The organism is Streptomyces sp. NPDC100445 (assembly GCF_044759735.1).
Classification (GTDB): Bacteria; Actinomycetota; Actinomycetes; order Streptomycetales; family Streptomycetaceae; genus Streptomyces.
The window spans coordinates 46,311-68,389 of sequence record NZ_JBIVZV010000017.1 but is presented as its reverse complement, the minus strand read 5'-3'; the positions used below and the strand labels follow the sequence as shown (position 1 = coordinate 68,389).

Here is a 22,079-nt window from a genome sequence, read left to right as displayed (position 1 = left end):
AATGGCGAAGACCCAGCTGAACGTGCGCGTGGACGAGGGCACCGCCCGCGCGGCCCGCGAGCGCGCCCTGGCCCGCGGCATGAGCGTCAACCGCTACATCGAGGAACTGGTCAGGCAGGACACCGGGGAGCCCGGCCGTACGTTCGTGGAGGCCGCCGCCGACTTCATGAAGCAGTACGAGTCCGCGTTCGCCGAGGAGTGCGCCGGGCCACGGGGTGCCGAGCCCGAGCCCCGCGAAGACCGCGACCGGCCCTGAACCCGGTCCCTTGAACGATCTCCGCATCGACCTGGCCTGGCTCCTCATGCTCGCCGAACGGCAGACCCCGGGAGACCCCCAGGTCACCGACTGGGGCGCCCTCGTCGCAGCCGTCGCCCGACACCGGGCCGAGATATTCGGCGTACCGGTGTACGACTCCCCGTACGCGCGGGCCGCGGCGCTCCTCCAGCTGCTCATCCATGTCCCGGCCCTGGAGCGGTCCAACGCCCTGTTCGCCTCGGCGGTCGCCTACGGCTACCTGGTGGCCAGCGGGGTCAAGGTCGTCACCACACCCGAACAGGTCAGGGACCTCGCCCGCCTGGTCAAGGACGGCACCGCGAGCATCGACGACATCGCCCGCCGGCTACGTCGGTGGAGCGCCTGACCGCCCCAGGGAGGGACCCGTGGCCGGGGGCGGACCGCCGACCGGCAGGCCCCCCGGGCGGGTGCGGCGCCGCCCTGCCCGGTGGCCGATGCGCACCAGGGCCGCCGGGCCAGCGCGCGCTGCTCGGCGCGGACGGAGCGGCCCCCACGCGGAGCGCCCACTCACGCCGGTGGAGCGCCTGACCGCCCGCGGGACGGACCCGTGGCCGGGGGCGGATCGCCGACCGGCAGGCCCCGCCGTCCGGATACGGCGCCACCCTGCCCGGTGGTCCGTGCGCACCGGGGCCGCCGGGCGAGCACGCGCCGCTCGGCGGCCGACGGAGCGGCCCCCACGCGGAGCGCCCCCCCACGCGGAGCGCGCCCACGCGGAGCGCGCCCACGCGGAGCGCGCCCACGCGGAGCGCGCCCACGCGGAGCGCGCCCACGCGGAGCGCGCCCACGCGGAGCGGCCCCATGCGGAGCGCCCCCGGGACTCGCCGGGCGTTCCGTCACGGGGCCTCGCGGATCCGGAACGCCTCCGCGTCCCACGTGCCGTCCAGCCGGGGGGCGAGCCAGGCCGGTGCCGCGGCGCGGAACCCGGCGGGCGGCAGCGAACCGGCCCCGGCGGGCAGGGCGCCCAGGAGCGGGGCGTCGGCCACCTCGGGCAGGTCGGCCACGTTGCAGCGGGTGGCCAGGTCGGGGGAGTCCGGCCAACTGCCGATCACCACGCCGAGCGGTTCCAGTTCCCGGCGCCGCAGCTCGCGCACCGTCAGCTCCGTCGCGTTGAGCGTGCCGAGCCCGGCCTGCGCCACGATGAGCACCGGCGCGCCCAGCAGCCGGGCGGCGTCGGCGAGGGTGCCGCCGGCCGCGTCGAACCGGACGAGCAGCCCGCCCGCCCCCTCGACCAGCACCAGGTCGTGCTCGGTGGCCAGCTTGGCGGCCCGCTCGGCGACCTCGTGCGGATGCACCGGCGCCCTCCCGGCCCGCCGGGCCGCCGTGCCCGGCGCCAACGGGTCGGGGTAGCGGGCCGTCTCGGCGGCCGTGACGGGACCGGCGAGCCGGGCGACCTCGTCGGCGTCCCCGCGCTCGTCCGGCCCTACCCCCGTCTGGGCGGCCTTCAGCACGGCCACCGAACGCCCGGCCGCGAGCGCCGCGGCGGCGACGGCGGCGGTGGTGACGGTCTTGCCGACCTCCGTGCCCGTTCCCGTGATCACCAGTACCGGCATCTCAACCCTCCCGTGCCGCGGCGCACACCGCGCGCGCGATCCGTGCCACGTCCTCGTCCGAGGTGACGTACGGCGGCATCGTGTAGACCAGGTCGCGGAAGGGGCGCAGCCACACGCCCTCCCGCACGGCGGCGTCCGTCGCGGCCCGCATGTCGACCTCGTGGTCGAGCTGGACGACGCCGATGGCCCCGAGGACGCGCACCTCGCGCACCCCGGGCAGCTCGCGCGCCGGCGCCAGGCCGGCCCGCAGACCCGCCTCGATCCGCCGGACCTCCGACAGCCAGTCCTGCCGCTGGAGCAGTTCGATCGAGGCGCAGGCGACGGCCGCGGCCAGCGGGTTGCCCATGAACGTCGGGCCGTGCGCGAGCACCGGCACCTCGCCGCGCGAGATGCCGTCGGCGACCCGCGCGGTGCACAAGGTGGCCGCCATCGTCAGGTAGCCGCCGGTCAACGCCTTGCCGACGCACATCACGTCCGGGCTGACGCCTGCGTGGCCGGCCGCGAACAGCGCGCCCGTGCGCCCGAACCCGGTGGCGATCTCGTCGAACACGAGCAGGACGTCGTGCGCGTCGCACGCCTCGCGCAGCACCCGCAGGTAGGCGGGGGAGTGGAAACGCATCCCGCCCGCGCCCTGCACCACCGGTTCCACTATCACCGCGGCCAGTTCGTCCGCGTGCTCGGCGATCAGCTCGCGCAGCCCCTCCGCGTACGCATCGTCGTACTCCGCGGGCGGCGCGTCGGCGAACACCTGACGGGGGAGCACGCCGCTCCACAGCTCGTGCATCCCGCCCTCGGGGTCGCACACCGACATCGGCTGCCAGGTGTCCCCGTGGTAGCCGCCCCGCCAGGTCAGCAGGCGCTGTTTGCCGGGCCGGCCGAGCGAACGCCAGTACTGGAGGCACATCTTGACCGCGACCTCGACCGACACGGACCCCGAGTCGGCCAGGAACACGTGCTCCAGGCCGTCCGGCGAGATGTCGACGAGGAGCTTCGCCAGCCGGACGGCGGGCTCGTGGGTGAGCCCGCCGAACATGACGTGGCTCATCCGCCCGAGCTGTTCGCGCGCGGCCTCGTTGAGCACCGGGTGGTTGTAGCCGTGGATGGCCGACCACCAGGACGACATGCCGTCGACCAGTTCCCCGGAGCCGTCGGCCAGCCGCAGCCGGACCCCGCTCGCGGCCTCCACCACGAGCGGCTCGGTACGTCCGGGCATCGGTCCGTAGGGATGCCACACGTGCCGCCGGTCCAGCTCCAGCAGTTCCGCCACGCCGAGGTCAGGCATTGGGCGCGAGGTCCGTCCCGGCGCCCCGGCGGCGGACGGCCACGAGGTCGGTCCGCGCCTCTCCCGCCGCCGGGGCGGCGGCCGCGGCCGGGGCGCACGCGCCGCCGTCGTGGCAGCTCCCGCCGCCGTCGTGGCAGCCCCCGGCGTCCGTCCGGTGCTCCGGCAGCGTCACCTCGCCGGCGCCCTCCACCTCGAAGCCGGCGTCCGCGATCATGTCCAGGTCGGCCTTGCCGGCCTGGCCCTCACTGGTGAGGTAGTCGCCGAGGAAGATGGAGTTGGCCAGGTGCAGCGCGAGCGGCTGCATCGTGCGCAGGTGCACCTCGCGGCCGCCCGCGATGCGGACCTCCACGTCCGGGCAGACGAACCGGACCATCGCGAGGATGCGCAGGCAGCGCTGCGGGGTGAGGTTCCACTCCTTGGCCAGCGGGGTGCCCTCGAACGGGATGAGGAAGTTCACCGGAACGGAGTCGGGGTCCAGCTCGCGCAGCGAGAAGACGACGTCGACGAGGTCCTCGTCGCTCTCGCCCATGCCCGCGATGAGGCCCGAACAGGCGGACAGTCCGGCGGCGTGCGCCTTCCGCACCGTTTCCACCCGGTCGGCGTACGTGTGGGTGGTGGTGATGTCGCCGTAGGTTGACTCGGAGGTGTTCAGGTTGTGGTTGTAGGCGTCCGCGCCGGCCTCGCGCAGCCGCTCGGCCTGCCCGTCGGAGAGCAGACCGAGGCAGGCGCACACCTCGACGTCCTCGTTCCGCTCCTTGATCGCCTTGATGGTGTCCGAGACGCGGTCCACGTCCCGGTCCGTCGGGCCGCGGCCGCTGGCCACCAGGCAGACCCGCTTGGCGCCGCCCGCGAGGCCCGCGGCGGCGGCCTGCGAGGCCTGGTCCGGCTTCAGCCAGGTGTACTTCAGGATGCCGGCCTCGGAACCGAGCCGCTGGGAGCAGTAGGAGCAGTCCTCCGGGCACAGGCCCGACTTGAGGTTCACCAGATAGTTGAGTTTCACCCGTCGCCCGAACCAGTGCCGGCGCACCTTGCCGGCCGCGGCCACCACATCGAGCAGGTCGTCGTCGGAGGTGGCCAGTACGGCGAGTGCTTCCTCGCGGGTCGGCAGCTCGCGCCGAAGCCCCTTGTCCACCAGCGTGTTCAGCAGGTCCATGAGGCCCGATCCTGTCCTACGGGACCGCTCGGGGCCAAGGAGAGTTCGTACAACGGAGGCGGTTCACCGTGTGGGTATCGCCACACACCGGGCGACCGGTCGTGCCGCTAAGGTCTGTCCGCTACCTACAAAAGCACGGAGGACCCATGGCGTTCGGCTGGATCGACGAGCAGGCCGGGGCGCGCCGCCGCGCGGGGCTCGTCCGCACCCTGCGTCCGCGTCCCGCCGACTCCCCGCTGCTGGACCTGGCGAGCAACGACTACCTGGGTCTGGCCCGCCATCCGGAGGTCACCGGGGCGGCGGCGCGGGCCGCCCGGACGTGGGGCGGCGGCTCCACCGGGTCCCGGCTGGTGACCGGCACCACCGAGCTGCACACCGAGCTGGAGTCGGCGCTGGCCGCGTTCTGCGGGTTCGAGGCGGCCCTGGTCTTCTCCTCCGGCTACGCGGCGAACCTGGCCGCGGTCACCGCCCTCGGCCCGCACGGCTCGCTGATCGTCTCCGACGCGGGCAACCACGCCTCCCTCATCGACGGCTGCCGGCTCGCGCGAGGCACCACCCAGGTCGTCGGGCACGCCGACCCGGAGTCCGTGCGCAAGGCGCTCGGCACGCACCGGGGAGCGGCGATCGTCGTCTCCGACACGGTGTTCTCGGTCGACGGGGACCGGGCGCCGCTGGCCGCGCTGGCCGCCGCGTGCCGGGAGCACGGCGCCGGGCTGGTCGTGGACGACGCCCACGGGCTCGGTGTACTGGGTGACGGCGGCCGGGGCGCGGCGCACGCGGCCGGGCTCGCCGGCGCCGGTGACGTGGTCGTCACGGCGACCCTGTCCAAGTCGCTGGGCAGCCAGGGCGGGGTGGTGCTGGGCCCGGCCCGGGTGATCGACCACCTGGTCAACGCGGCCCGTACGTTCATCTTCGACACCGGTCTGGCACCGGCGGCGGCCGGCGCCGCGCTGGCCGCGCTGCGGCTGCTGGAGCGCGAGCCGCGACGGGCGGCGCGGGCCCGCGAGGTGGCCGCGGACCTGCACGCGCGGCTGACCGCCGCGGGCCTGGAGGCGGTGCGTCCGGACGCCGCGGTGGTCTCCGTGCGGGCCCCGTCCCCGGAGCAGGCGGTGCGCTGGGCGGCCGACTGCCGTACGGCGGGTCTGTCCGTGGGCTGTTTCCGTCCTCCCTCCGTGCCCGACGGCATCTCACGGCTGAGACTGACCGCCCGCGCGGACCTGTCCGGGGCCGAGATCGAACGCGCTGTACGAGTGATCGGCGAGACGCGACCATGAGTCGGCGTGACACGGCCGTGTGCCGCCGGCGAACGATGCGGAAGTGACCGGTTCCGGTCAGACGGCGCCGAGGAACCCGGTCCAACTGCCGGCGGAGAAGAGCAGCGCCGGTCCGGCCGGGTTCTTCGAGTCGCGCACGGCGAGGAGTCCGGCCCCGGGGCCGGAGCGCGGCCGGGCGGTCTCCACGCAGTTGTTGGCTCCGGTGCTGTAGCTGCTGCGCAGCCAGCGCACGTCGTGCAGGTCGGTACTGGCGGGGACGTTCCGGGGAGGTGCGGGCATGGTGCCTCCTTACGCGCCGTCACCTATTGCGGCGATGTAGTCCAACGAGTCGTCGGGGGAAAGGGCGTGGAACTGGAGGGTGTGGAAGGCCTCGGTGTAGGCCACCAGGTCTTCTTTCCGTTCCAGGTAGAGGCTACTCGTCAACTGGTCGAGAACGACGACATCCAGATCAGAAGTGCTCGGAAATGAGAAGATAACGAAAGGCCCCGTCAGGCCGATATGCGCTCCGGCCGAGAAGGGCAGGATCTGGAGCCTCACCTGCGGCAGCGAGGCGGCCTCCAACAGCCGATCCAGTTGACGGGCCATCACCTCGGGGCCGCCGACCTCGCGGCGCAGCACCGCCTCGTCCAGCACGGCGCTCAGTGTCGGCGGCGGGTCCGCGCGCAGCACGTCCTGCCGGGCCAGACGTACCTCCACCAGGGTGTCCAGGCGGTCCTCGTCCAGGTCCTTCACGGCCGCCCGGGTCACCGCGCGGGCGTACTCGGACGTCTGGAGCAGACCGGGCACGACCGTGGTCTCCAGGGTGCGCATGGCGCTCGCCTGCGACTCCAGGCTGATGAAGTCCCGGTAAGTGGGCGGCAGTTCACCCCGGTACGTGTGCCACCAGCGGTGCCGGTCGCCCGCGTCCTGCGACCCCGCCAGCATCAGCAGCAACTCGCGCAGGTGCCCGTCCAGCACCCCGTAGGCGTCCAGCAGCAATCGGAGATCGGCCGGTTTCACACCGCTGGCGCCGGTCTCGATACGGCTCACTTTCGACTGGTGCCAGCCGACGAGCCGGGCGACCTCACCGCTCGTGAAGCCGGCACCGGTACGCAGCCTGCGCAGTTCGGCGCCCAGTTTGCGGCGGCGCACTGCCGGACCGTTCTGCATGGGCCTCTCCTTACTCCTTCCGGGCCGCCCACATACGGTTTCGCAGTGCAGAGTTCACCGCTTCGAGCGACAGATATATGCATATCCCGGTGGATCGCTCCCCCTGACCGACCCGTTGATGGCAGTCTGGCGAACAAGCACCAGTTCCGGGACCGTACTCGAAGCATTCGCTGTATGTCGGACCGCGATCCCGCGGGAAAGGGACGACGTCGCCATGGCAGACCACCTGGAAGCATCCGTCACTCTGCCGAGCGATCCCGCCTCGGTCTCCGCCGCCCGCTCCTACGTCGTGGGCACCCTCGCGGAGTGGGGCCTGCCGTCGGACACCGAAACGGCCGACACCGTCCGGCTCATCGTCTCGGAGCTGGCCACCAACGCCGTGCAGCACACCCTCGGCCAGTCGCCCACCTTCACGGTGGCCATCGCCCTGGACCGGGACGAGCACCTGCGCATCGGCGTCACGGACAGCCATCCGTGTTTCCCGAAGCGGCTGCCCGCCGCCGTCCAGCAGGACAACGGGCGCGGCATGGTCATCATCCGCTGGCTCACCGCGGAGCACGGAGGCAGATTCCGCGTCCGCCCCACCCGCGAGGGCGGCAAGACGGTGTGCATCGAGCTTCCCTGGACGGTCCCGGCCGCCCCGTTACCGGCGGCCGGACCGCAACAGCCCTGAGCCCCGCCACCGCCCGTCCGGCTCGGTGCGGGGGCCGTACGACGCCGTGGCCCGCCCGCGGGGCGCGGACGGGCCGTGGGGCGGCATCACGGCGCGCGGGGCCCGCCGCCCGCGGCCGGGCCGCCCTGGGCCGGCGCCGCCGCCCCGGCCCCCGTACGGCGCGTCAGCTGACCCGGCCGTACCAGACGCTCCTGGTCCAGATCTTCTGGAGCCGCACCACGTCACCGGTCTTCGGGGCGTGCCAGATCTTGCCGTGGCCCGCGTAGATGCCCACGTGGTACACGCTGGAACCCGAGTGGAAGAACACGAGGTCGCCCGCCTTGCGGCTGTGGGCGGAGATGTGGTGGGTCTTGTTGTACTGCTGCGCGGCGGTGCGCGGCAGCTTCTTGCCCACCTTCTTGAAGGAGTAGAGGGTCAGTCCCGAGCAGTCGAACCTGCGCGGGCCCGTGGCGCCCCACTTGTACGGTGCACCCTTCTTGGAGGCCGCGACCTTGAGTGCCTTCGACGCCATCGTCGCGGCGGACGCGTCGGTGGCGAGGCCGGGTACCGCGATCGAGCCGCCCACGGCGGCGAGGGTGAGGGCCGAGGCCGTGCCGGCTCGGGCCATCAGCGACGGGACACGATTGAGCGCAGTCATGCGCAACCCTTCGTCAGCCGCCTGTGAAGGATGACCTGTCGGATTCGGGCTGGCGAAGTTGCCCGGCCGTGTCGCCACGGCTTCACCCCAAGGGCTGCTCGGAACCCCGTCCGCCTGCGTCGAGCAGACGAACACGTGTTCCGGCGACCCGTCTTGCCTGGGTCCTCCACTCCTGCCGATCCACTCCTGTCGACCGGTCATCCGGGCGGCGGCAGGACTCGGCGTCCGCCCGGATCGCCCCGCCGCGGTGGCGGGGGCTTGTCGTCAGACAGGGATCTTGACCTACTCCTGTCCGAAAATCCCAACGGAATCGGGGATTTGTGGTGTTACTCACCACTCACCCGTTCGGGTGGACATCGTCTTGTTCGAGTCGCCGTCAGGTCTCGTTCGTAGCCCCGGACCTGGGGCTAAACGCTTCCTGGGAGACACTCGACCCGTATGCCGCGCAAGTCGGGAAGCCCGAAAATCATTCTGGATGTCCACCGGACGGCCGTACGTCGTTCGGGCCGTTTCGACTCCGGTCGGACGCCAGGCGTCGCCAGGGAGCCGCTCCGGTCGGACGGTCGTCCGCCTCAACCGACGGCGTCCGGCGGGAGCGTGACGCGAGCGGTACGGCGCTCACCGTCCAGCACGCGCAGCGCCCGTGCCAGCGTGCCCCCGTGCAGCTCCGTCTCGCCCCGCCGGTGCATCACCTCGAGCGCGTCCCGCAGCTCCACCGCCTTGCGCACCAGGGCCTGCGCGGCGCGCAGCCCGCGGTACGTCTCCCCGTGCCGGGCCGGATTGACCCGGCCCAGCAGGTCGGCCGCCTCCAGGTAACGGTCGATCACCTCGCCCTCGGCGCGGGTCAGCGCGGGCAGCGGCGGCAGGTCCGGCGGCACGGGGGCGCTCACCTCGGCCCCGATACGCCGGACGCCTCCCGGCGGCTGGGCACGATGTGGTCCACCAGGCCGTAGGCGAGGGCGCCGGGGGCGTCCAGGAAGAGGTCCCGCTGCAGGTCGTCGTGGACCTGCCCGGCCGTGCGCCCCGTGTGCCGCACGAGCATCTCCGCCAGCAGGGCGCGGACCCGGGTCAACTCCCCGGCCTCGATGAGCAGGTCGCTGGGCCGGCCGCGCACCGGCTCGGGCAGTGCGGGCTGTTCGATCAGCATCCGCGCGCCGGGCAGCGCGCACCGCTTGCCCGGGGCGCCGGCCGCGAGCAGCACCGCGGCGGTGGAGGAGGCCTGTCCGAGGCAGTACGTCGCCACGTCGCAGCTGATGTAACGCATGGTGTCGTAGATCGTGGTCATGGCGTGGAACGGACCGCCCGGCGAGTTGATGTACAGCGTGATGTCCTGGTCGGGGGCCGCGTGTTCGAGGTACATGAGCTGAGCCGTCACGTCGCTCGCGGCCGCGTCGTCGACCGGGGTGCCGAGCAGGACGATCCGGGACTCGAAGAGCTTGGCGTACGGGTCGAGCGTGCGGCTGCCGCTCGACCCGCGTTCGGTGAACTCGGGCAGGACGTGGCGGGCTGACGGTCGGGACATGGGCACACCCCTCCTCACGGCGGACCGACTCCGGTCCACCCTCTGTAAAAAATGTACAGGACGTACAGAGACCGGGAGTGCGCATCGATATGCACGGCCACCGACGCGGCGTCGGCCCGCGGCGCCGGCTCCGGCCGCCGGGCCGGCCGGTCCCGCGGGGGCTGCCCGTAAGCTGGTGGTATGGCCTACGAGATTCCGGTGACGCAAGCCAGGGCTGAACTCGCCGACCTGATCAACCGGGTCGTGTACGGCGGTGAGCGTGTCGTCGTGACGCGGCACGGCAAGCCCTTGGTCGCCCTGGTCTCGGCCGCCGACCTGGAGCGTCTGGACTCCCTCGACTCCCTCGACGAGCCGGACGAGGAGCAGATCGTCAGCTCGGTGTCGCGGGTGCACGAGGCCGGGCCGGGCCGGCACGAGCAGCGGCGTTTCGGGATAGCGGCGGAGCACCGGGGGCCGGGCACGTCCTGAGGCGTGCCGTCGCGCGAGCCGGTATGGCGAAGCCCATCGCGTGGTCATGCGCCGCTCAAAGCCTGGTTAACGTCGTTGAAACTCCGGCGTTCTAGCCTGCCGCTCCACGCCACCAGGGGTTTTTCTGCCCGGGTTCGACGACGATCCGGGGATTTGTCTGTGTGCTACACCTATCCCCGTCGCGGTGGCTGCGGCAACCGGACCCCGCACGGTCCGGAGCAAGGACTGTGAGGTGGGACGTGCAACTGACCCCGCACGAGCAAGAGAGGCTGCTGATCCACGTGGCGGCCGACGTGGCCGAGAAGCGCAGGGCGCGCGGGCTACGGCTCAACCACCCGGAAGCGGTCGCCCTCATCACGTCGCACATCCTGGAGGGGGCCCGCGACGGCCGTACCGTCGCCGAGCTGATGTCCTCCGGCCGCAAGCTCCTCACCCGGGACGACGTCATGGACGGGGTCGCCGAGATGGTCCACGACGTCCAGGTCGAGGCCACCTTCCCGGACGGCACCAAGCTCGTCACCGTGCACGAGCCGATCTTCTGAGGGGCGGCGCGATGATTCCCGGAGAGATCCTGTTCGCGGACGGCCCCGTCGCCGTCAACGAGGGGCGCGAGGTCACCCGCCTGACCGTCCTCAACGCCGCCGACCGGCCGGTCCAGGTCGGCTCGCACTACCACTTCGCCGAGGCCAACCCCGGCCTGGAGTTCGACCGCGCCGCCGCGCGCGGCAGGCGGCTGGACGTCGCCGCCGGCACCGCCGTGCGCTTCGAGCCCGGCATCCCCGTCGAGGTCGGGCTCGTCCCGCTGGCCGGTGCCCGGATCGTGCCGGGGCTGCGCGGCGAGACCGGGGGCGCCCTCGATGGCTGAGATCTCCCGCGCCGCCTACGCCGACCTGTTCGGCCCCACCACCGGCGACCGCATCCGGCTCGCCGACACCGACCTGCTGATCGAGATCGAGGAGGACCGCTCCCGGGGCCCCGCCGGCTCCGGCGACGAGGCGGTCTTCGGCGGCGGCAAGGTCATCCGCGAGTCGATGGGCCAGTCCCGCGCCACCCGGGCCGAGGGCACCCCCGACACCGTGATCACCGGTGCCGTCGTCGTCGACCACTGGGGCGTCGTCAAGGCCGACATCGGCATCCGCGACGGCCGGATCACCGCCCTCGGCAAGGCCGGCAACCCGGACACCATGGACGGCGTCCACCCCGACCTCGTCATCGGCCCCGAGACCGAGATCATCGCGGGCAACGGCCGCATCCTCACCGCCGGTGCCATCGACGCCCACGTCCACTTCATCTGCCCCCAGGTCGCCGACGAGGCGCTGGCCTCCGGCATCACCACCCTGGTCGGCGGCGGCACCGGCCCCGCCGAGGGCTCCAAGGCGACCACCGTGACGCCCGGCCCCTGGCACCTGGCCCGCATGCTGGAGGCGATGGAGGCCTACCCGGTCAACGTCGGCCTGCTCGGCAAGGGCAACACCGTCAGCCACGACGCGATGCTCTCCCAGATCCGTGGCGGCGCCGTCGGCCTGAAGCTGCACGAGGACTGGGGTTCCACCCCGGCCGTCATCGACGCCGCGCTCACCGTCGCCGACCGGACCGGCATCCAGGTCGCCATCCACACCGACACGCTGAACGAGGCCGGGTTCGTCGGCGACACCCTCGCCGCGATCGCCGGCCGGGGCATCCACTCGTACCACACCGAGGGTGCCGGCGGCGGGCACGCGCCGGACATCATGACGGTCGTCTCCCGGCCCAACGTCCTGCCCAGCTCCACGAACCCGACGCGGCCCTTCACCGTCAACACGACCGAGGAACACCTCGACATGCTGATGGTGTGCCACCACCTCAACCCGGCCGTCCCCGAGGACCTGGCCTTCGCCGAGTCCCGGATCCGTCCCTCCACCATCGGCGCGGAGGACATCCTCCACGACCTCGGCGCGATCTCGGTCATCTCCTCCGACTCCCAGGCCATGGGCCGGGTGGGCGAGGTCGTCCTGCGCACCTGGCAGACGGCCCACGTCATGAAGCGGCGGCGGGGCGCGCTGCCGGGTGACGGACACGCCGACAACCACCGCGTCCGGCGCTACGTCGCCAAGTACACGATCAACCCCGCCCTCGCCCAGGGACTCGGTTCCCTGATCGGCTCCGTGGAGACCGGCAAGCTCGCCGACCTGGTCCTGTGGGAGCCCGCGTTCTTCGGGGTGAAACCGCTCCTCGTGCTCAAGGGCGGGCAGATCGCCTACGCGCAGATGGGCGACGCCAACGCCTCCATCCCGACCCCGCAGCCCATCCTGCCCCGGCCGATGTACGGCGCGATCGGCCGGGCCCCAGCCGCCAATTCGGTCAACTTCGTCGCCGACCTCGCGATCGAGGACGGGCTGCCGGAACGGCTGGGGCTGGGCAAGCGGTTCGTGGCGATCGACTCCACCCGCGCGGTCACCAAGGCCGACATGCGCGAGAACGACGCCCTGCCCGACGTCCGCATCGACCCCGACAGTTTCGCCGTGCGCATCGACGGGGAACTGGTCGAGGCCACCCCGGCCGTCGAACTGCCCATGGCCCAGCGTTACTTCCTCTTCTGATGTCCAGGGCAGCACTGCTCGTCCTGGCCGACGGCCGGTTCCCCGCCGGTGGGCACGCGCACTCCGGCGGGGCGGAGGCCGCCGTCCGGGCGGGCCGCGTCACCGACGCCGCGGGCCTGGAGGACTTCTGCCGCGGCCGGCTGCACACCGCCGGACTGGTCGCGGCGGCGCTGGCGGCCGCCGCCGTACTCGGCGCGGAGCCCGCCGAGTTGGACGCCGCGGCGGACGCCCGCACCCCGTCGCCCGCGCTGCGGGCAGCCGCCCGCCGGCTCGGGCGCCAGCTGCTGCGGGCCACCCGGGCGAGCTGGCCGTCCGATGAACTCGACGCACTGGCACGGCGGTTCCCGAAGGGAGCGCACCAGCCGGTGGTCCTCGGCGTCGCCGCGCGGGCGGCCGGCCTCGGCCCGGACGACGCGGCGTACTGCGCGGCGTACGAGAGCGTGAGCGGGCCGGCGACCGCCACCGTACGTCTGCTCAGCCTCGACCCGTTCGACGCGACCGGAGTACTGGCCCGGCTGGCGCCGGAGCTGGACGGCGTCGCCGCCCGAGCCGTGGCGGCGGCCCGGCGGGTGGCCGACGACGGCGTCGACGCCCTGCCGGCCGCGTCCGGGCCCCTGCTGGAGGTCGGCGCCGAATGGCACGCGACCTGGCCGGTACGCCTGTTCGCGTCCTGAGGCCTCCCGGCCCGCCCCGCCCTTCTTCGTTCCGCCGCCCCGTACCGGGCGGGCCCGGCGGACGCCCCCACGTCCCACAGGAGCCGCACATGCACCTCGACCACACCCACGACGGCCCGGCCGCCCTCAGCGCCGACGCCCACCGCCCCGACGGGAGCCGTCGCGCCCTGCGCATCGGACTCGGCGGTCCCGTCGGGTCGGGCAAGACCGCCACCGTCGCCGCGCTCTGCCGGGTACTGCGCGACGAACTGTCCCTCGCTGTCGTCACCAACGACATCTACACCCGCGAGGACGCCGAGTTTCTGCTCCGGGAGGCGGTGCTGCCGCCCGAGCGGATCACCGCCGTGGAGACGGGCGCCTGCCCGCACACCGCGATCCGCGACGACATCTCCGCCAACCTGGAGGCCGTGGAGGACCTGGAGGAAGCCGTCGGTCCGCTGGACCTGATCCTCGTCGAGTCCGGCGGCGACAATCTCACCGCGACCTTCTCCAAGGGGCTGGTGGACGCCCAGGTCTTCGTCATCGACGTGGCCGGCGGTGACGACATCCCGCGCAAGGGCGGCCCCGGTGTCACCACCGCCGACCTCCTCGTCGTCAACAAGACCGACCTCGCCCCGTACGTCGGCTCCGACCTCGCGCGGATGGCCGCCGACGCCGAGGCGCAGCGGGCCGGACTGCCGGTCGTGTTCCAGTCGTTGCGCGGCGGGTCCGGTGTCGCCGACGTGGCGGCCTGGGTCCGCGAGCGGCTCGGCGCGTGGACGGCGTGACCCTCGCCGGCGTCCGGGCGAGCGCCCGGGTCGTCGCCCGCGCCGACGGCCGCGGCGGTACCGTCCTGCCCGTCCTGGACGGCGAGGGCCCGCTGGCGCCGCGCCGCACCCGGGCGGCCGGAGCCGGGGCGCGGGTCATGGTCGTCGGCGCGATGAGCGGTCCGCTCGGCGGCGACCGCTTCACGCTGGCCGCGCGGGTGGAGGAGGGCGCCCGGCTGCACGTCGGATCGTCCGCCGCCACCATCGCCCTGCCCGGCCAGACCGGGGCCGAGGCCCGCTACGACGTACGGCTCGACGTGGCCGACGGCGGCGAACTGCACTGGCTGCCCGAGCAGTTGATCTCGGCAGACGGTAGCGACCTGCGCGTGACCACCCGGGCCGAGGTCGGCGCCGGTGCCCGGCTCGTGCTGCGCGAGGAGCAGGTGCTCGGGCGGGCCGGGGAGCGGCCCGGGCGGCTCACGAGCCGGCTGACGGTGCGGGTCGCGGGCCGTACGGTGCTGGACCAGGAGCTGTCCTGCGGTCCCGGGGCGCCGGGCGGCTGGGACGGCCCGGCCGTGCTCGCCGGACACCGGGCGGTGGGGCAACTCGTGCTGGTGCGTCCCGAGTTCGCCGAACAGCCGCCGGCCGCGCGGATGCTGGGGGAGTGCGCCGCGCTGGTGCCGCTCGCCGGGCCCGCGCTGCTCGTCAGCGCGGTCGCCCCGGACGCCCTGCTGCTGCGCCGGCTGCTCGACGCGGAGCTGGACCGGCTCGGCCGGTGAACTGGGCTCCGCTCAGCGAGACTTGATCATCCGGTTATCGGATTGGTAAAGATGGGCGACAAAGCCTGTTCCCAGCGGCCTCACAACCGAGAGGATCCCCGCCTGACCACTCGCAGCGAGGTACGGGGAGGGGCCCCCTTGAGGGAGAACAGACCGAAGAGCCGCCTGTTGGCGTTCGGTTCCGCCGGAGTACTCGTCACCGCCACCCTGATCGCCGGGGCGGTGTCGGCGCCCACCGCCGGCGCCGTCGGCCGGCCCGGCCCGGACCGGGAGGCCAAGGGCGCGGCCACCGCCGCCGCCCGCGCCGCCAGGGCCGGCATCGACTGGCAGGACTGCCCGGCCGACTGGGGGCTGGCCAAGCCCATCCAGTGCGGCTGGGTCAGCGTGCCGCTCGACTACGCCCACCCCTACGGCAAGCAGATCAAGCTCGCCGTGGACCGCATGGGCAACACCGGCACCCCGCAGCAGCGCCAGGGCGCCCTGGTCTACAACCCGGGCGGCCCCGGTGGTTCCGGCCTGCGCTTCCCGACCCGGATCACCAACAAGAATCCCGTCTGGGCGAACGTCGCCAAGGCCTACGACTTCGTCGGCTTCGACCCGCGCGGCGTCGGCCACTCGACGCCCATCTCCTGCGTGGACCCGCAGGAGTTCGTCAAGGCGCCCAAGGCCGACCCGGTGCCGGACAGCGAGGCCGACAAGTCCGCGCAGCGCAAGCTGGCCCGTGAGTACGCGGAGGGCTGCGGCGAGCGCAGCGGCGCGATGCTCCCGCACATGACCACGCCCAACACCGCGCGCGACCTGGACGTCATCCGTGCCGCGCTGGGCGAGAAGAAGATCAACTACCTGGGCGTCTCCTACGGCACGTACCTCGGCGCCGTCTACGGCACCCTCTTCCCGGACCACCTGCGCCGGATGGTCGTGGACAGCGTGGTCGACCCGTCCCGCGAGAACATCTGGTACGAGGCCAACCTGAACCAGGACGTCGCCTTCGAGGGACGCTGGAAGGACTGGGAGGACTGGGTCGCCGCGAACGACGCAGCCTTCCACCTCGGCACCACCCGCGCCGCCGTCCAGGACAAGTGGCTGAAGCTGCGCGCCACCGCGAAGAAGAGCCCCCTCGGCGGACTCGTCGGCCCGGCCGAACTGATCTCCTTCTTCCAGAGCGCGCCGTACTACGACTCCTCCTGGGTGCCGGTCGCCACGGCGTTCAGCAAGTACGTCGCCGGTGACACCCAGGCGCTGGTCGACGCCGCCGCCCCGGACCTGTCGGACACCGCGGGCAACATCGCCTCGGAGAACTCCAACGCCGTCTACACGGCCGTCGAGTGCGCCGACGCCAAGTGGCCCACCAGCTGGCACACCTGGGACCGGGACAACACCCGGCTCAACAAGGACTACCCGTTCATGACCTGGGCGAACGCCTGGATGAACCTGCCGTGCGCCACCTGGCCGGCCAAGCAGCACCACCCGCTGGAGGTGCGCACCCACCGGGGTCTGCCGGGAGTCCTGATCGTGCAGTCGACCCGGGACGCGGCCACCCCCTACCAGGGTGCCGTCGAGCTGCACCACCGCTTCAAGGGCTCCCGCCTGATCACCGAGCGGGACGCGGGCTCCCACGGTGTGACCGGCCTGGTCAACCCGTGCATCAACCAGCGCGTCGACGCCTACCTGATCGACGGCACGCTGGACGCCTCGGACGTGACCTGCGCCCCGCACGCCACGCCCAAGCCGTAACCGCACCGGCACGGTGACGAGGGGCGGCCGGACCTCCGGCCGCCCCTCCGTCGCGTCCGGGGTGCGCCTGGTGCCGGGGACCTGCTCAGCGCCGTCCGCGGGGCCCGCGCTCCCGTCGCCTGCCGGCGGCGGCCTTCCGCTCCTTGACGACGGCCGCGTACTCGTCGACGTACTCCTGCCCGGACAGTTCCAGGACCGCGGACATGATCTCGTCGGTGACCGCCCGCAGCACCGCCTTCTGGTCCTCCATGCCGGCGAACCGGGAGAAGTCCAGGGGCCGGCCGAAGCGGATGGTGACCGGACGGATCCGGGGAACCACCCGGCCGGGCGGCTGCGCCTCGAAGGTGCCGATCATCGCGCAGGGCACGACCGGCACACCGGCCCTGAGCGCCATCACGGCCACGCCCACCTTGCCCTTGTAGAGCCGGCCGTCGTGCGACCGGGTGCCCTCCGGGTAGACACCGAGCAACTCACCCCTGCCGAGCACCCCCAGCCCCTCGCGGATCGCCGCCCGGCCCGCCTCCTTGCCGGAACGGTCCACCGGGATCTGCCCGGCGCCGCGGAAGAAGGAGGCGGTGAGCCGGCCCTTCACGCCGGGCCCCGCGAAGTACTCCGCCTTGGCGAGGAACGTGATGCGGCGCTTCAGGACCGCCGGCATGAGGAAGTGGTCCGCGAAGGACAGGTGGTTGCCGGCGACGATCGCCGCCCCCGACGCGGGCACGTGTTCGAGGCCCTCGATCCGCGGCCGGAAGACCAGTCTGAGCCAGGGCCCCAGCAGCACGTACTTGAGCAGGTTGTAGAACACGGCTCGCTCCTCACTCTGCCGGCTCCCCGTCGAACCGGCGTCTCCCCGGGGCGACCCCGGGGGCCACGGACATGAGCTGATGTGCGTCTGCCGTCATCTGTAGCCAGGTTCGGGCGGTCTCATGCTGGTCGTGCGCCGGGCCGCCGGTGCGGGGCCGGTCCGTACGCCGTATGTCCTCGGCAGTAAGGAAGCGCCAGCGATGCTCGCCCAAGGACGAAGTCCCCAGCCGGCTCCCAAGCGCGCTGACCCGTTGCCGCTGCCCGGGAGACCCTCCTGGCAGCCCTGGAGGCCCTGCCCGACGCCGTGTCCGGTGCCGTGCGCGACGCCGCCTCCGGCCATGTCACCGACATGCGCCTGGAGTACATGAACGAACAGGCGAGGTCGGTCCAGCCGGATCCGGCGCGGCACTCGGCACGCGGTGCAGCCGGCTGTGGCCGCAGATGATCGACAACGGCACCTTCGAGGCCTGCCTGCGGGTACTGGAGGGCGGCGCCGCCGAGCACGGGGTGTTCACCTGGACCGACGTGACCACCTACCGGCCGGGTGTGGGGCGACGCCACCACCGGCTACCTGGCCGCCTGGGCGGCCGTCGCCGCCGTGGTGGCCACCGGACTGCTGCACCTGCTGCTGGTCACCGTCGCGCGTCCCAGCGCCTATTCACCTGGATCGCCTCCCTGGTGACCGTGGCGATGATGCTGCTGCCCTTCACCACCGACCTGGACACGGCCTCCCAACTGGCCAGTGCCGCCGTCTTCCTAGTCATCGGCGCCACCGTCACCGGCCTGCTGTCCGCCACCGCCGCCAGTGTCGCCCCCACCCGGGCCTACGACGGCTGACCGCACGCCCATCACTGCGCCCTCCCGCACTGCCGGGGGCATGGAACGCGCCGGCTGAAGCATCCGGATGGGCATGGAGTGCGTGATCCATCAGCAGCAGACGGGTGAGTGCCGGCAGGCCGACTGCCGACGGGCGGACGCGTGCGAGACCGTCCTGGACCGGCTGGCGGGCCTGGGACCGGACGAGTTCGCGTGGATCCGCGTGGACGAGCCGGGCCCGGACGAGCTGCGACGGCTGGGCGAGCACCTCGGGCTGCATCCGCTGGCCGTGGAGGACGCGGTCCAGGCCCACCAGCGGCCGAAGCAGGAACGTTACGGCGAGGTGCTCGCGGTCGCGGTGAAGACACTGTGGTTCGTCGAGGAGACGGCCGACGTGGAGACCGGAGAAGTGATGATCTTCCTCGGACCGTTCGCGCTGACCGTACGGCACGGCAGCGACGACCCCACGGCCCGCGCCGCGCTGAGGCTCGCGCAGCAGCCGGACATGGCAGGTCTCGGCCCGGTCGCCGTCCTGCACGCGGTGACCGACGTGATCGTCGACGCCTACGCCGAGGCGGCCGCCCAAGTACGCCGGGATCTGACCGAGTTGGAGCGGTGCGTCTTCTCCACCGCACGGGACGACCTCACCGAACGGATCTACTCGCTCAAGCGCGAGGTCGTGGAGTTCCGCGACGCCGTCCAGCCGCTCGTCCCCGTCATGCGGCCCTTCCCGACCCGGGACGACTGGCCGCCGCGGATCCTGCCGTACTTCCGTGACGTCACCGACCACCTCACCCGCACCGACACCGAGGTCCGCGCCCTGGACGACCTGCTCGCCTCCGTCCTCGACGCCCACCTGGCGAAGGTGTCCACCTGGCAGAACGACGACATGCGCCGCATCAGCGCGTGGGCGGCCATCGCCACCGTCCCGACCGTGATCGCCGGCATCTACGGCATGAACTTCTCCCACATGCCCGAACCGGACTGGCGTTGGGGCTACCCGTGCGCGCTCACCGTGATGGCCCTGGGGGCCGGCCTGCTGTACCGGGCCTTCCGCCGCAACGGCTGGCTGCGACGGCGCGCGGCAGCCCCGTCCCCGTGACCGGGCCGGGTGCTCGAAGCCCGTCCCCGGCGCCGGCCGGCCGTTGATACGGTCCCGGCATGGCTGAAGCAGGGCGATCACCGAGCGGACCGGTCACCGCGTCCGACGTCGAGCACGCCGTCCGCCTGGCGCTGACCGCGCTGCGCGGGGTGGACGGAGGGGACTGGGGAGCCAGGGCCGGTTCCCTGGAGTGGGACTGCTGGGAGACCGTCGAGCACCTCGCCGACGACCTGTTCTCCTACGCCGTCCAACTGGGCCCGGCGCAGCCGCCGTCGCAGGGTGAGGTCCCGCTGGAGTGGCGCAGGAAGCGGCCGGGCGGCCCGGCCAACGCCTTCTTCGCGGACCGCGGGGCCGGACCGGCGGGGCTGCTGCTCGTGCTGGAGGCCGCCGGAGCCCTGCTGACCGCGATCGTCCGCACCACACCGCCCACGGTCCGGGCGCACCACGTCTTCGGCGCGGCCGACCCCGAGGGCTTCGCCGCCATGGGGGTCGTCGAGACGCTGGTGCACACCCACGACGTCACCGCGGGCCTGGGCGTCGACTTCACCCCGCCCGCCGACCTGTGCGACCGCGTGCTGGCCCGCCTCTTCCCGGACGCCCCGGCCGACACCGACCGGTGGACCACCCTCCTGTGGGCCACCGGTCGCGCCGAACTCCCCGGCCGGCCACGCCGCACCGAGTGGCGCTGGTACGGAACACCCCGCCGGTAGCGCGGGCCGTGCCGCCGACCGCCCGCGCGTCGCCGCTCGTGTCGCGGAGGCCTTCCGGGGCCGGTCGGGGTCGGGGAGACAGTGGGCAACAGGGCACCGGGTCACGGTGGTGCCGGCCCCGATGGTGGGCGGTAGTCGCCGGAGCCCGCCCCGGACACACCGTGTCCCCGGCCGCCCCCGCGGAGGCACGGGCCCGCCCCGGCAGCCGGAACCGGCGTCCCGGTGATGCTCGGCGGCGAGCTGTACGGCGGTGTCCCGGCGGCCACCGGGACGCCTGAGGAGGCCGGCGAGCTGCCGCTCGACCTGGTGCGCGACGGTACCGTCGGCCACGGTGTCCTCCTGTACGCGCTGCCCGCCCGGGCGGTGACCGGCGTCCCGGTTCCCGTGCGCGTCGGACCCTCTTTCCGGGCGGGCGAAGCTCCTGCGCCGAGCAGCGCAACGCGCTCCGCCCCGGTGTGCGGCCGCCCCGCCCCGGTGCTTGTCTGACGGGGGAATCCCCGGGCCGCGGCCCGGGCGGCCGGGCGAGCAGTGGAGGAGCGGGACATCGTGAGTTCCACCGAGGGAGCAGGGCGGGGCGTGGTCCCCGCGCATCTGCTGAAGGGACAGAAGGCGCTGGTCACCGGCGCGAACTCCGGGATCGGCAGGGCGACGGCCGTCGCCCTGGGCAGGGCCGGGGCCGACGTCGTGGTGAACTACGTGGCCGGCCGCGAGGACGCGGATCAGGTGGTCGAGGAGATCACCGCCCTCGGCGTGCGGGCCATCGCCCATGAGGCGGACGTCTCCGACGAGGACCAGGTCGTCGCCATGATGGACCGCATGGTGCGGGAGTTCGGCACGATCGACATCCTCGTCGCCAACGCCGGGATGCAGCGGGACGCCCCGTTCGTCGAGATGACCCTGGCCCAGTGGCAGAAGGTCCTCGACGTCAACCTCACCGGCCAGTTCCTCTGCGCGCGGGAGGCGACCAAGGAGTTCCTGCGGCGCGGGGTCGTCCCCGAGGTGTCGCGTGCGGCCGGGAAGATCATCTGCATGAGTTCGGTGCACCAGCTCATCCCGTGGAGCGGCCACGTCAACTACGCGTCGTCCAAGGGCGGCATCCAGATGATGATGGCGACCCTGGCCCAGGAACTCGCCCCGAAGAAGATCCGTGTCAACGCGGTCGCCCCGGGCGCCATCAAGACGCCGATCAACCGCGGCGCCTGGGAGACGGCCGAGGCGCGGGAGGAACTCATGCGGCTGATCCCCTACGACCGTATCGGTGAACCCGACGACATCGCCAACGCCGTCGTGGGCCTCGCTTCCGACCTGATGGACTACGTCGTCGGCACCACGCTCTACGTCGACGGCGGCATGACCCTCTTCCCCGGCTTCGCCACCGGCGGCTGATCCGGGCACCGGGTCCGGTGGCCGGGGCGACCGGGCGGTCGCCGGTCTCACCCCGGTCCCTCCCGCGCGCGGAACGGACCGGGGCCGGTGCCGTCGTCGTGGCCGTCGAGCGCGGCCGCACCGTCCTCGCGGTCCGGTCCGGACACGGCCCGCAGCGCGGCGGCCAGAACCTGTTCGGGACCACCGGACGCGTCCACGGTGACGCCCGGTTCGTCGCAGCGCAGCGGCTCCAGCGCCTCGTACTGCGAGTCCAGCAGCCCCGCCGGCATGAAGTGGTCCGTGCGGCGCGTCACGCGCTCCACGGCCACCGCGCGGTCGAGGGCCAGGTACACGAACCACACGTCCGCTCCCGTGCGCCGCAACCGATCGCGGTAGGCGCGTCGGAGCGCGGAACACGAGACGACTCCGCCGCGATCGCGCGCCGCGCCACTGATCCACTCCGCGACCGATGCCAGCCAGGCCGCCCGGTCGGCGTCGTCCAGCGGGAGCCCGGACGCCATCTTGACGCGGTTGGCCGCGGAGTGCAGGTCGTCGCCCTCCAGGAACGGCACCCCCAAGCGGTTCGCGAGCCGGGCGGCGACGGTGGACTTGCCGGATCCGGCCACGCCCATCACGACCACCACGCGCGGGCCACCGACCACTGCGGCCAACGGGCCTCCCCGGGGTACGGACGGAAAGGGCGGCACACGTCCACTATCGCCCCGCACCGCGCGCCGCGCCGCCCGTGCGGACGAGGGCGCGCCCTG

At 73.2% G+C, this 22,079-nt stretch carries 27 protein-coding genes and 1 riboswitch; of the genes, 17 read left to right on the top strand and 10 right to left on the bottom strand.

The genetic code is table 11. The features are described from left to right. Position 1 precedes the first annotated feature (1 nt). Together ACIQVT_RS32400 and ACIQVT_RS32395 are read left to right on the top strand one after the other, a co-directional pair. On the top strand, positions 2-256 hold the full coding sequence (locus tag ACIQVT_RS32400; protein WP_403762417.1) for a toxin-antitoxin system HicB family antitoxin: 255 nt from the start codon (positions 2-4) through the stop codon (positions 254-256). A gap of 10 nt (positions 257-266) precedes the next feature. Beyond that, positions 267-641: a fic family toxin-antitoxin system, toxin component gene (locus ACIQVT_RS32395; RefSeq protein ID WP_403762414.1), complete on the top strand. Its 375-nt coding sequence runs from the start codon at positions 267-269 to the stop codon at positions 639-641. Between the two features lie 487 nt (positions 642-1,128). Here ACIQVT_RS32395 and bioD read toward each other — a convergent pair whose 3' ends face one another. Genes bioD through bioB form a run of 3 tightly spaced genes read right to left on the bottom strand, consistent with a single transcriptional unit; the run spans position 1,129 to position 4,280 of the window. Continuing rightward, positions 1,129-1,845 carry a dethiobiotin synthase gene (bioD, locus tag ACIQVT_RS32390; protein ID WP_403762411.1) on the bottom strand — a complete coding sequence of 239 codons (717 nt, stop codon included), beginning with the start codon at positions 1,843-1,845 and terminating at the stop codon, positions 1,129-1,131. A 1-nt stretch (position 1,846) separates the two neighbouring features. Continuing rightward, the gene (locus tag ACIQVT_RS32385; RefSeq protein WP_403762408.1) at positions 1,847-3,127 is read right to left on the bottom strand and encodes an adenosylmethionine--8-amino-7-oxononanoate transaminase; all 1,281 of its coding nucleotides are present in this window, start codon (positions 3,125-3,127) and stop codon (positions 1,847-1,849) included. Next, positions 3,120-4,280, bottom strand: a complete 1,161-nt coding sequence (bioB, locus tag ACIQVT_RS32380) for a biotin synthase BioB (RefSeq protein WP_403762405.1) — start codon at positions 4,278-4,280, stop codon at positions 3,120-3,122. Before bioB ends, ACIQVT_RS32385 begins: the two co-directional genes overlap by 8 nt. Positions 4,281-4,426: 146 nt before the next feature. Here bioB and ACIQVT_RS32375 point away from each other — a divergent pair, with 146 nt between their 5' ends. Beyond that, positions 4,427-5,554 carry an 8-amino-7-oxononanoate synthase gene (locus ACIQVT_RS32375; RefSeq protein WP_403762402.1) on the top strand — a complete coding sequence of 376 codons (1,128 nt, stop codon included), beginning with the start codon at positions 4,427-4,429 and terminating at the stop codon, positions 5,552-5,554. A 57-nt stretch (positions 5,555-5,611) separates the two neighbouring features. Here ACIQVT_RS32375 and ACIQVT_RS32370 read toward each other — a convergent pair whose 3' ends face one another. Continuing rightward, positions 5,612-5,833: a DUF397 domain-containing protein gene (locus ACIQVT_RS32370; RefSeq protein WP_403762400.1), complete on the bottom strand. Its 222-nt coding sequence runs from the start codon at positions 5,831-5,833 to the stop codon at positions 5,612-5,614. 9 nt (positions 5,834-5,842) lie between these two features. Next, complete coding sequence (locus tag ACIQVT_RS32365; RefSeq protein ID WP_403762397.1) at positions 5,843-6,703, bottom strand: helix-turn-helix domain-containing protein; 861 nt, start codon at positions 6,701-6,703, stop codon at positions 5,843-5,845. Positions 6,704-6,917: 214 nt separating this feature from the next. On the opposite strand from ACIQVT_RS32365, the gene ACIQVT_RS32360 reads away from it, so the two are divergent. Continuing rightward, positions 6,918-7,376, top strand: a complete 459-nt coding sequence (locus tag ACIQVT_RS32360; protein WP_403762394.1) for an ATP-binding protein — start codon at positions 6,918-6,920, stop codon at positions 7,374-7,376. 163 nt (positions 7,377-7,539) lie between these two features. Here the strand turns inward: ACIQVT_RS32360 and ACIQVT_RS32355 are convergent, their stop codons facing one another. The 3 genes from ACIQVT_RS32355 to ACIQVT_RS32345 all read right to left on the bottom strand — a co-directional run bounded on the left by ACIQVT_RS32355 (position 7,540) and on the right by ACIQVT_RS32345 (position 9,535). Further along, the gene (locus ACIQVT_RS32355) at positions 7,540-8,013 is read right to left on the bottom strand and encodes a C40 family peptidase (RefSeq protein WP_403762391.1); all 474 of its coding nucleotides are present in this window, start codon (positions 8,011-8,013) and stop codon (positions 7,540-7,542) included. Positions 8,014-8,015: 2 nt separating this feature from the next. Continuing rightward, positions 8,016-8,153, bottom strand: a riboswitch (cyclic di-AMP (ydaO/yuaA leader). Positions 8,154-8,585: 432 nt separating this feature from the next. Continuing rightward, positions 8,586-8,891, bottom strand: a complete 306-nt coding sequence (locus tag ACIQVT_RS32350; protein ID WP_403762709.1) for a hypothetical protein — start codon at positions 8,889-8,891, stop codon at positions 8,586-8,588. 8 nt (positions 8,892-8,899) lie between these two features. After that, entirely contained in the window at positions 8,900-9,535 is a 636-nt protein-coding gene (locus tag ACIQVT_RS32345; protein ID WP_403762388.1) for an ATP-dependent Clp protease proteolytic subunit, read from the bottom strand. Between the two features lie 180 nt (positions 9,536-9,715). Between ACIQVT_RS32345 and ACIQVT_RS32340 the strand changes: the two genes are divergently transcribed. The 8 genes from ACIQVT_RS32340 to ACIQVT_RS32305 all read left to right on the top strand — a co-directional run bounded on the left by ACIQVT_RS32340 (position 9,716) and on the right by ACIQVT_RS32305 (position 16,515). Further along, the gene (locus ACIQVT_RS32340) at positions 9,716-10,003 is read left to right on the top strand and encodes a type II toxin-antitoxin system Phd/YefM family antitoxin (protein WP_403762385.1); all 288 of its coding nucleotides are present in this window, start codon (positions 9,716-9,718) and stop codon (positions 10,001-10,003) included. A gap of 239 nt (positions 10,004-10,242) precedes the next feature. Then, positions 10,243-10,545 (top strand): urease subunit gamma, encoded by a 303-nt coding sequence (locus tag ACIQVT_RS32335; protein ID WP_403762382.1) that lies wholly within the window; start codon positions 10,243-10,245, stop codon positions 10,543-10,545. An 11-nt stretch (positions 10,546-10,556) separates the two neighbouring features. Continuing rightward, positions 10,557-10,868: an urease subunit beta gene (locus ACIQVT_RS32330; protein ID WP_403762377.1), complete on the top strand. Its 312-nt coding sequence runs from the start codon at positions 10,557-10,559 to the stop codon at positions 10,866-10,868. After that, the gene (locus tag ACIQVT_RS32325; protein ID WP_403762374.1) at positions 10,861-12,582 is read left to right on the top strand and encodes an urease subunit alpha; all 1,722 of its coding nucleotides are present in this window, start codon (positions 10,861-10,863) and stop codon (positions 12,580-12,582) included. Before ACIQVT_RS32330 ends, ACIQVT_RS32325 begins: the two co-directional genes overlap by 8 nt. After that, positions 12,582-13,256 carry an urease accessory protein UreF gene (locus tag ACIQVT_RS32320; RefSeq protein ID WP_403762371.1) on the top strand — a complete coding sequence of 225 codons (675 nt, stop codon included), beginning with the start codon at positions 12,582-12,584 and terminating at the stop codon, positions 13,254-13,256. The genes ACIQVT_RS32325 and ACIQVT_RS32320 overlap by 1 nt, the downstream gene beginning before the upstream one ends. Positions 13,257-13,345: 89 nt before the next feature. Then, positions 13,346-14,023, top strand: a complete 678-nt coding sequence (ureG, locus tag ACIQVT_RS32315; RefSeq protein ID WP_403762368.1) for an urease accessory protein UreG — start codon at positions 13,346-13,348, stop codon at positions 14,021-14,023. Continuing rightward, entirely contained in the window at positions 14,011-14,781 is a 771-nt protein-coding gene (locus tag ACIQVT_RS32310) for an urease accessory protein UreD (protein ID WP_403762365.1), read from the top strand. The genes ureG and ACIQVT_RS32310 overlap by 13 nt, the downstream gene beginning before the upstream one ends. Positions 14,782-14,919: 138 nt before the next feature. Next, positions 14,920-16,515 (top strand): alpha/beta hydrolase, encoded by a 1,596-nt coding sequence (locus ACIQVT_RS32305; RefSeq protein ID WP_403762362.1) that lies wholly within the window; start codon positions 14,920-14,922, stop codon positions 16,513-16,515. A gap of 85 nt (positions 16,516-16,600) precedes the next feature. Here the strand turns inward: ACIQVT_RS32305 and ACIQVT_RS32300 are convergent, their stop codons facing one another. Continuing rightward, positions 16,601-17,320, bottom strand: a complete 720-nt coding sequence (locus tag ACIQVT_RS32300; protein ID WP_403762359.1) for a lysophospholipid acyltransferase family protein — start codon at positions 17,318-17,320, stop codon at positions 16,601-16,603. Between the two features lie 543 nt (positions 17,321-17,863). Between ACIQVT_RS32300 and ACIQVT_RS32295 the strand changes: the two genes are divergently transcribed. The 5 genes from ACIQVT_RS32295 to ACIQVT_RS32275 all read left to right on the top strand — a co-directional run bounded on the left by ACIQVT_RS32295 (position 17,864) and on the right by ACIQVT_RS32275 (position 21,333). Next, positions 17,864-18,001: a hypothetical protein gene (locus ACIQVT_RS32295; protein WP_403762356.1), complete on the top strand. Its 138-nt coding sequence runs from the start codon at positions 17,864-17,866 to the stop codon at positions 17,999-18,001. Next, positions 17,998-18,156, top strand: coding sequence for a hypothetical protein (locus tag ACIQVT_RS32290; RefSeq protein ID WP_403762353.1), 159 nt, complete (start codon positions 17,998-18,000; stop codon positions 18,154-18,156). Before ACIQVT_RS32295 ends, ACIQVT_RS32290 begins: the two co-directional genes overlap by 4 nt. 73 nt (positions 18,157-18,229) lie before the next feature. Beyond that, complete coding sequence (locus ACIQVT_RS32285) at positions 18,230-19,237, top strand: magnesium and cobalt transport protein CorA (protein ID WP_403762350.1); 1,008 nt, start codon at positions 18,230-18,232, stop codon at positions 19,235-19,237. A gap of 59 nt (positions 19,238-19,296) precedes the next feature. After that, entirely contained in the window at positions 19,297-19,947 is a 651-nt protein-coding gene (locus tag ACIQVT_RS32280) for a hypothetical protein (RefSeq protein ID WP_403762347.1), read from the top strand. Positions 19,948-20,493: 546 nt separating this feature from the next. Beyond that, entirely contained in the window at positions 20,494-21,333 is an 840-nt protein-coding gene (locus ACIQVT_RS32275) for an SDR family oxidoreductase (protein ID WP_403762344.1), read from the top strand. Between the two features lie 47 nt (positions 21,334-21,380). Here ACIQVT_RS32275 and ACIQVT_RS32270 read toward each other — a convergent pair whose 3' ends face one another. Beyond that, positions 21,381-21,974, bottom strand: coding sequence for a gluconokinase (locus ACIQVT_RS32270; protein WP_403762706.1), 594 nt, complete (start codon positions 21,972-21,974; stop codon positions 21,381-21,383). Between the last annotated feature and the right edge of the window lie 105 nt (positions 21,975-22,079).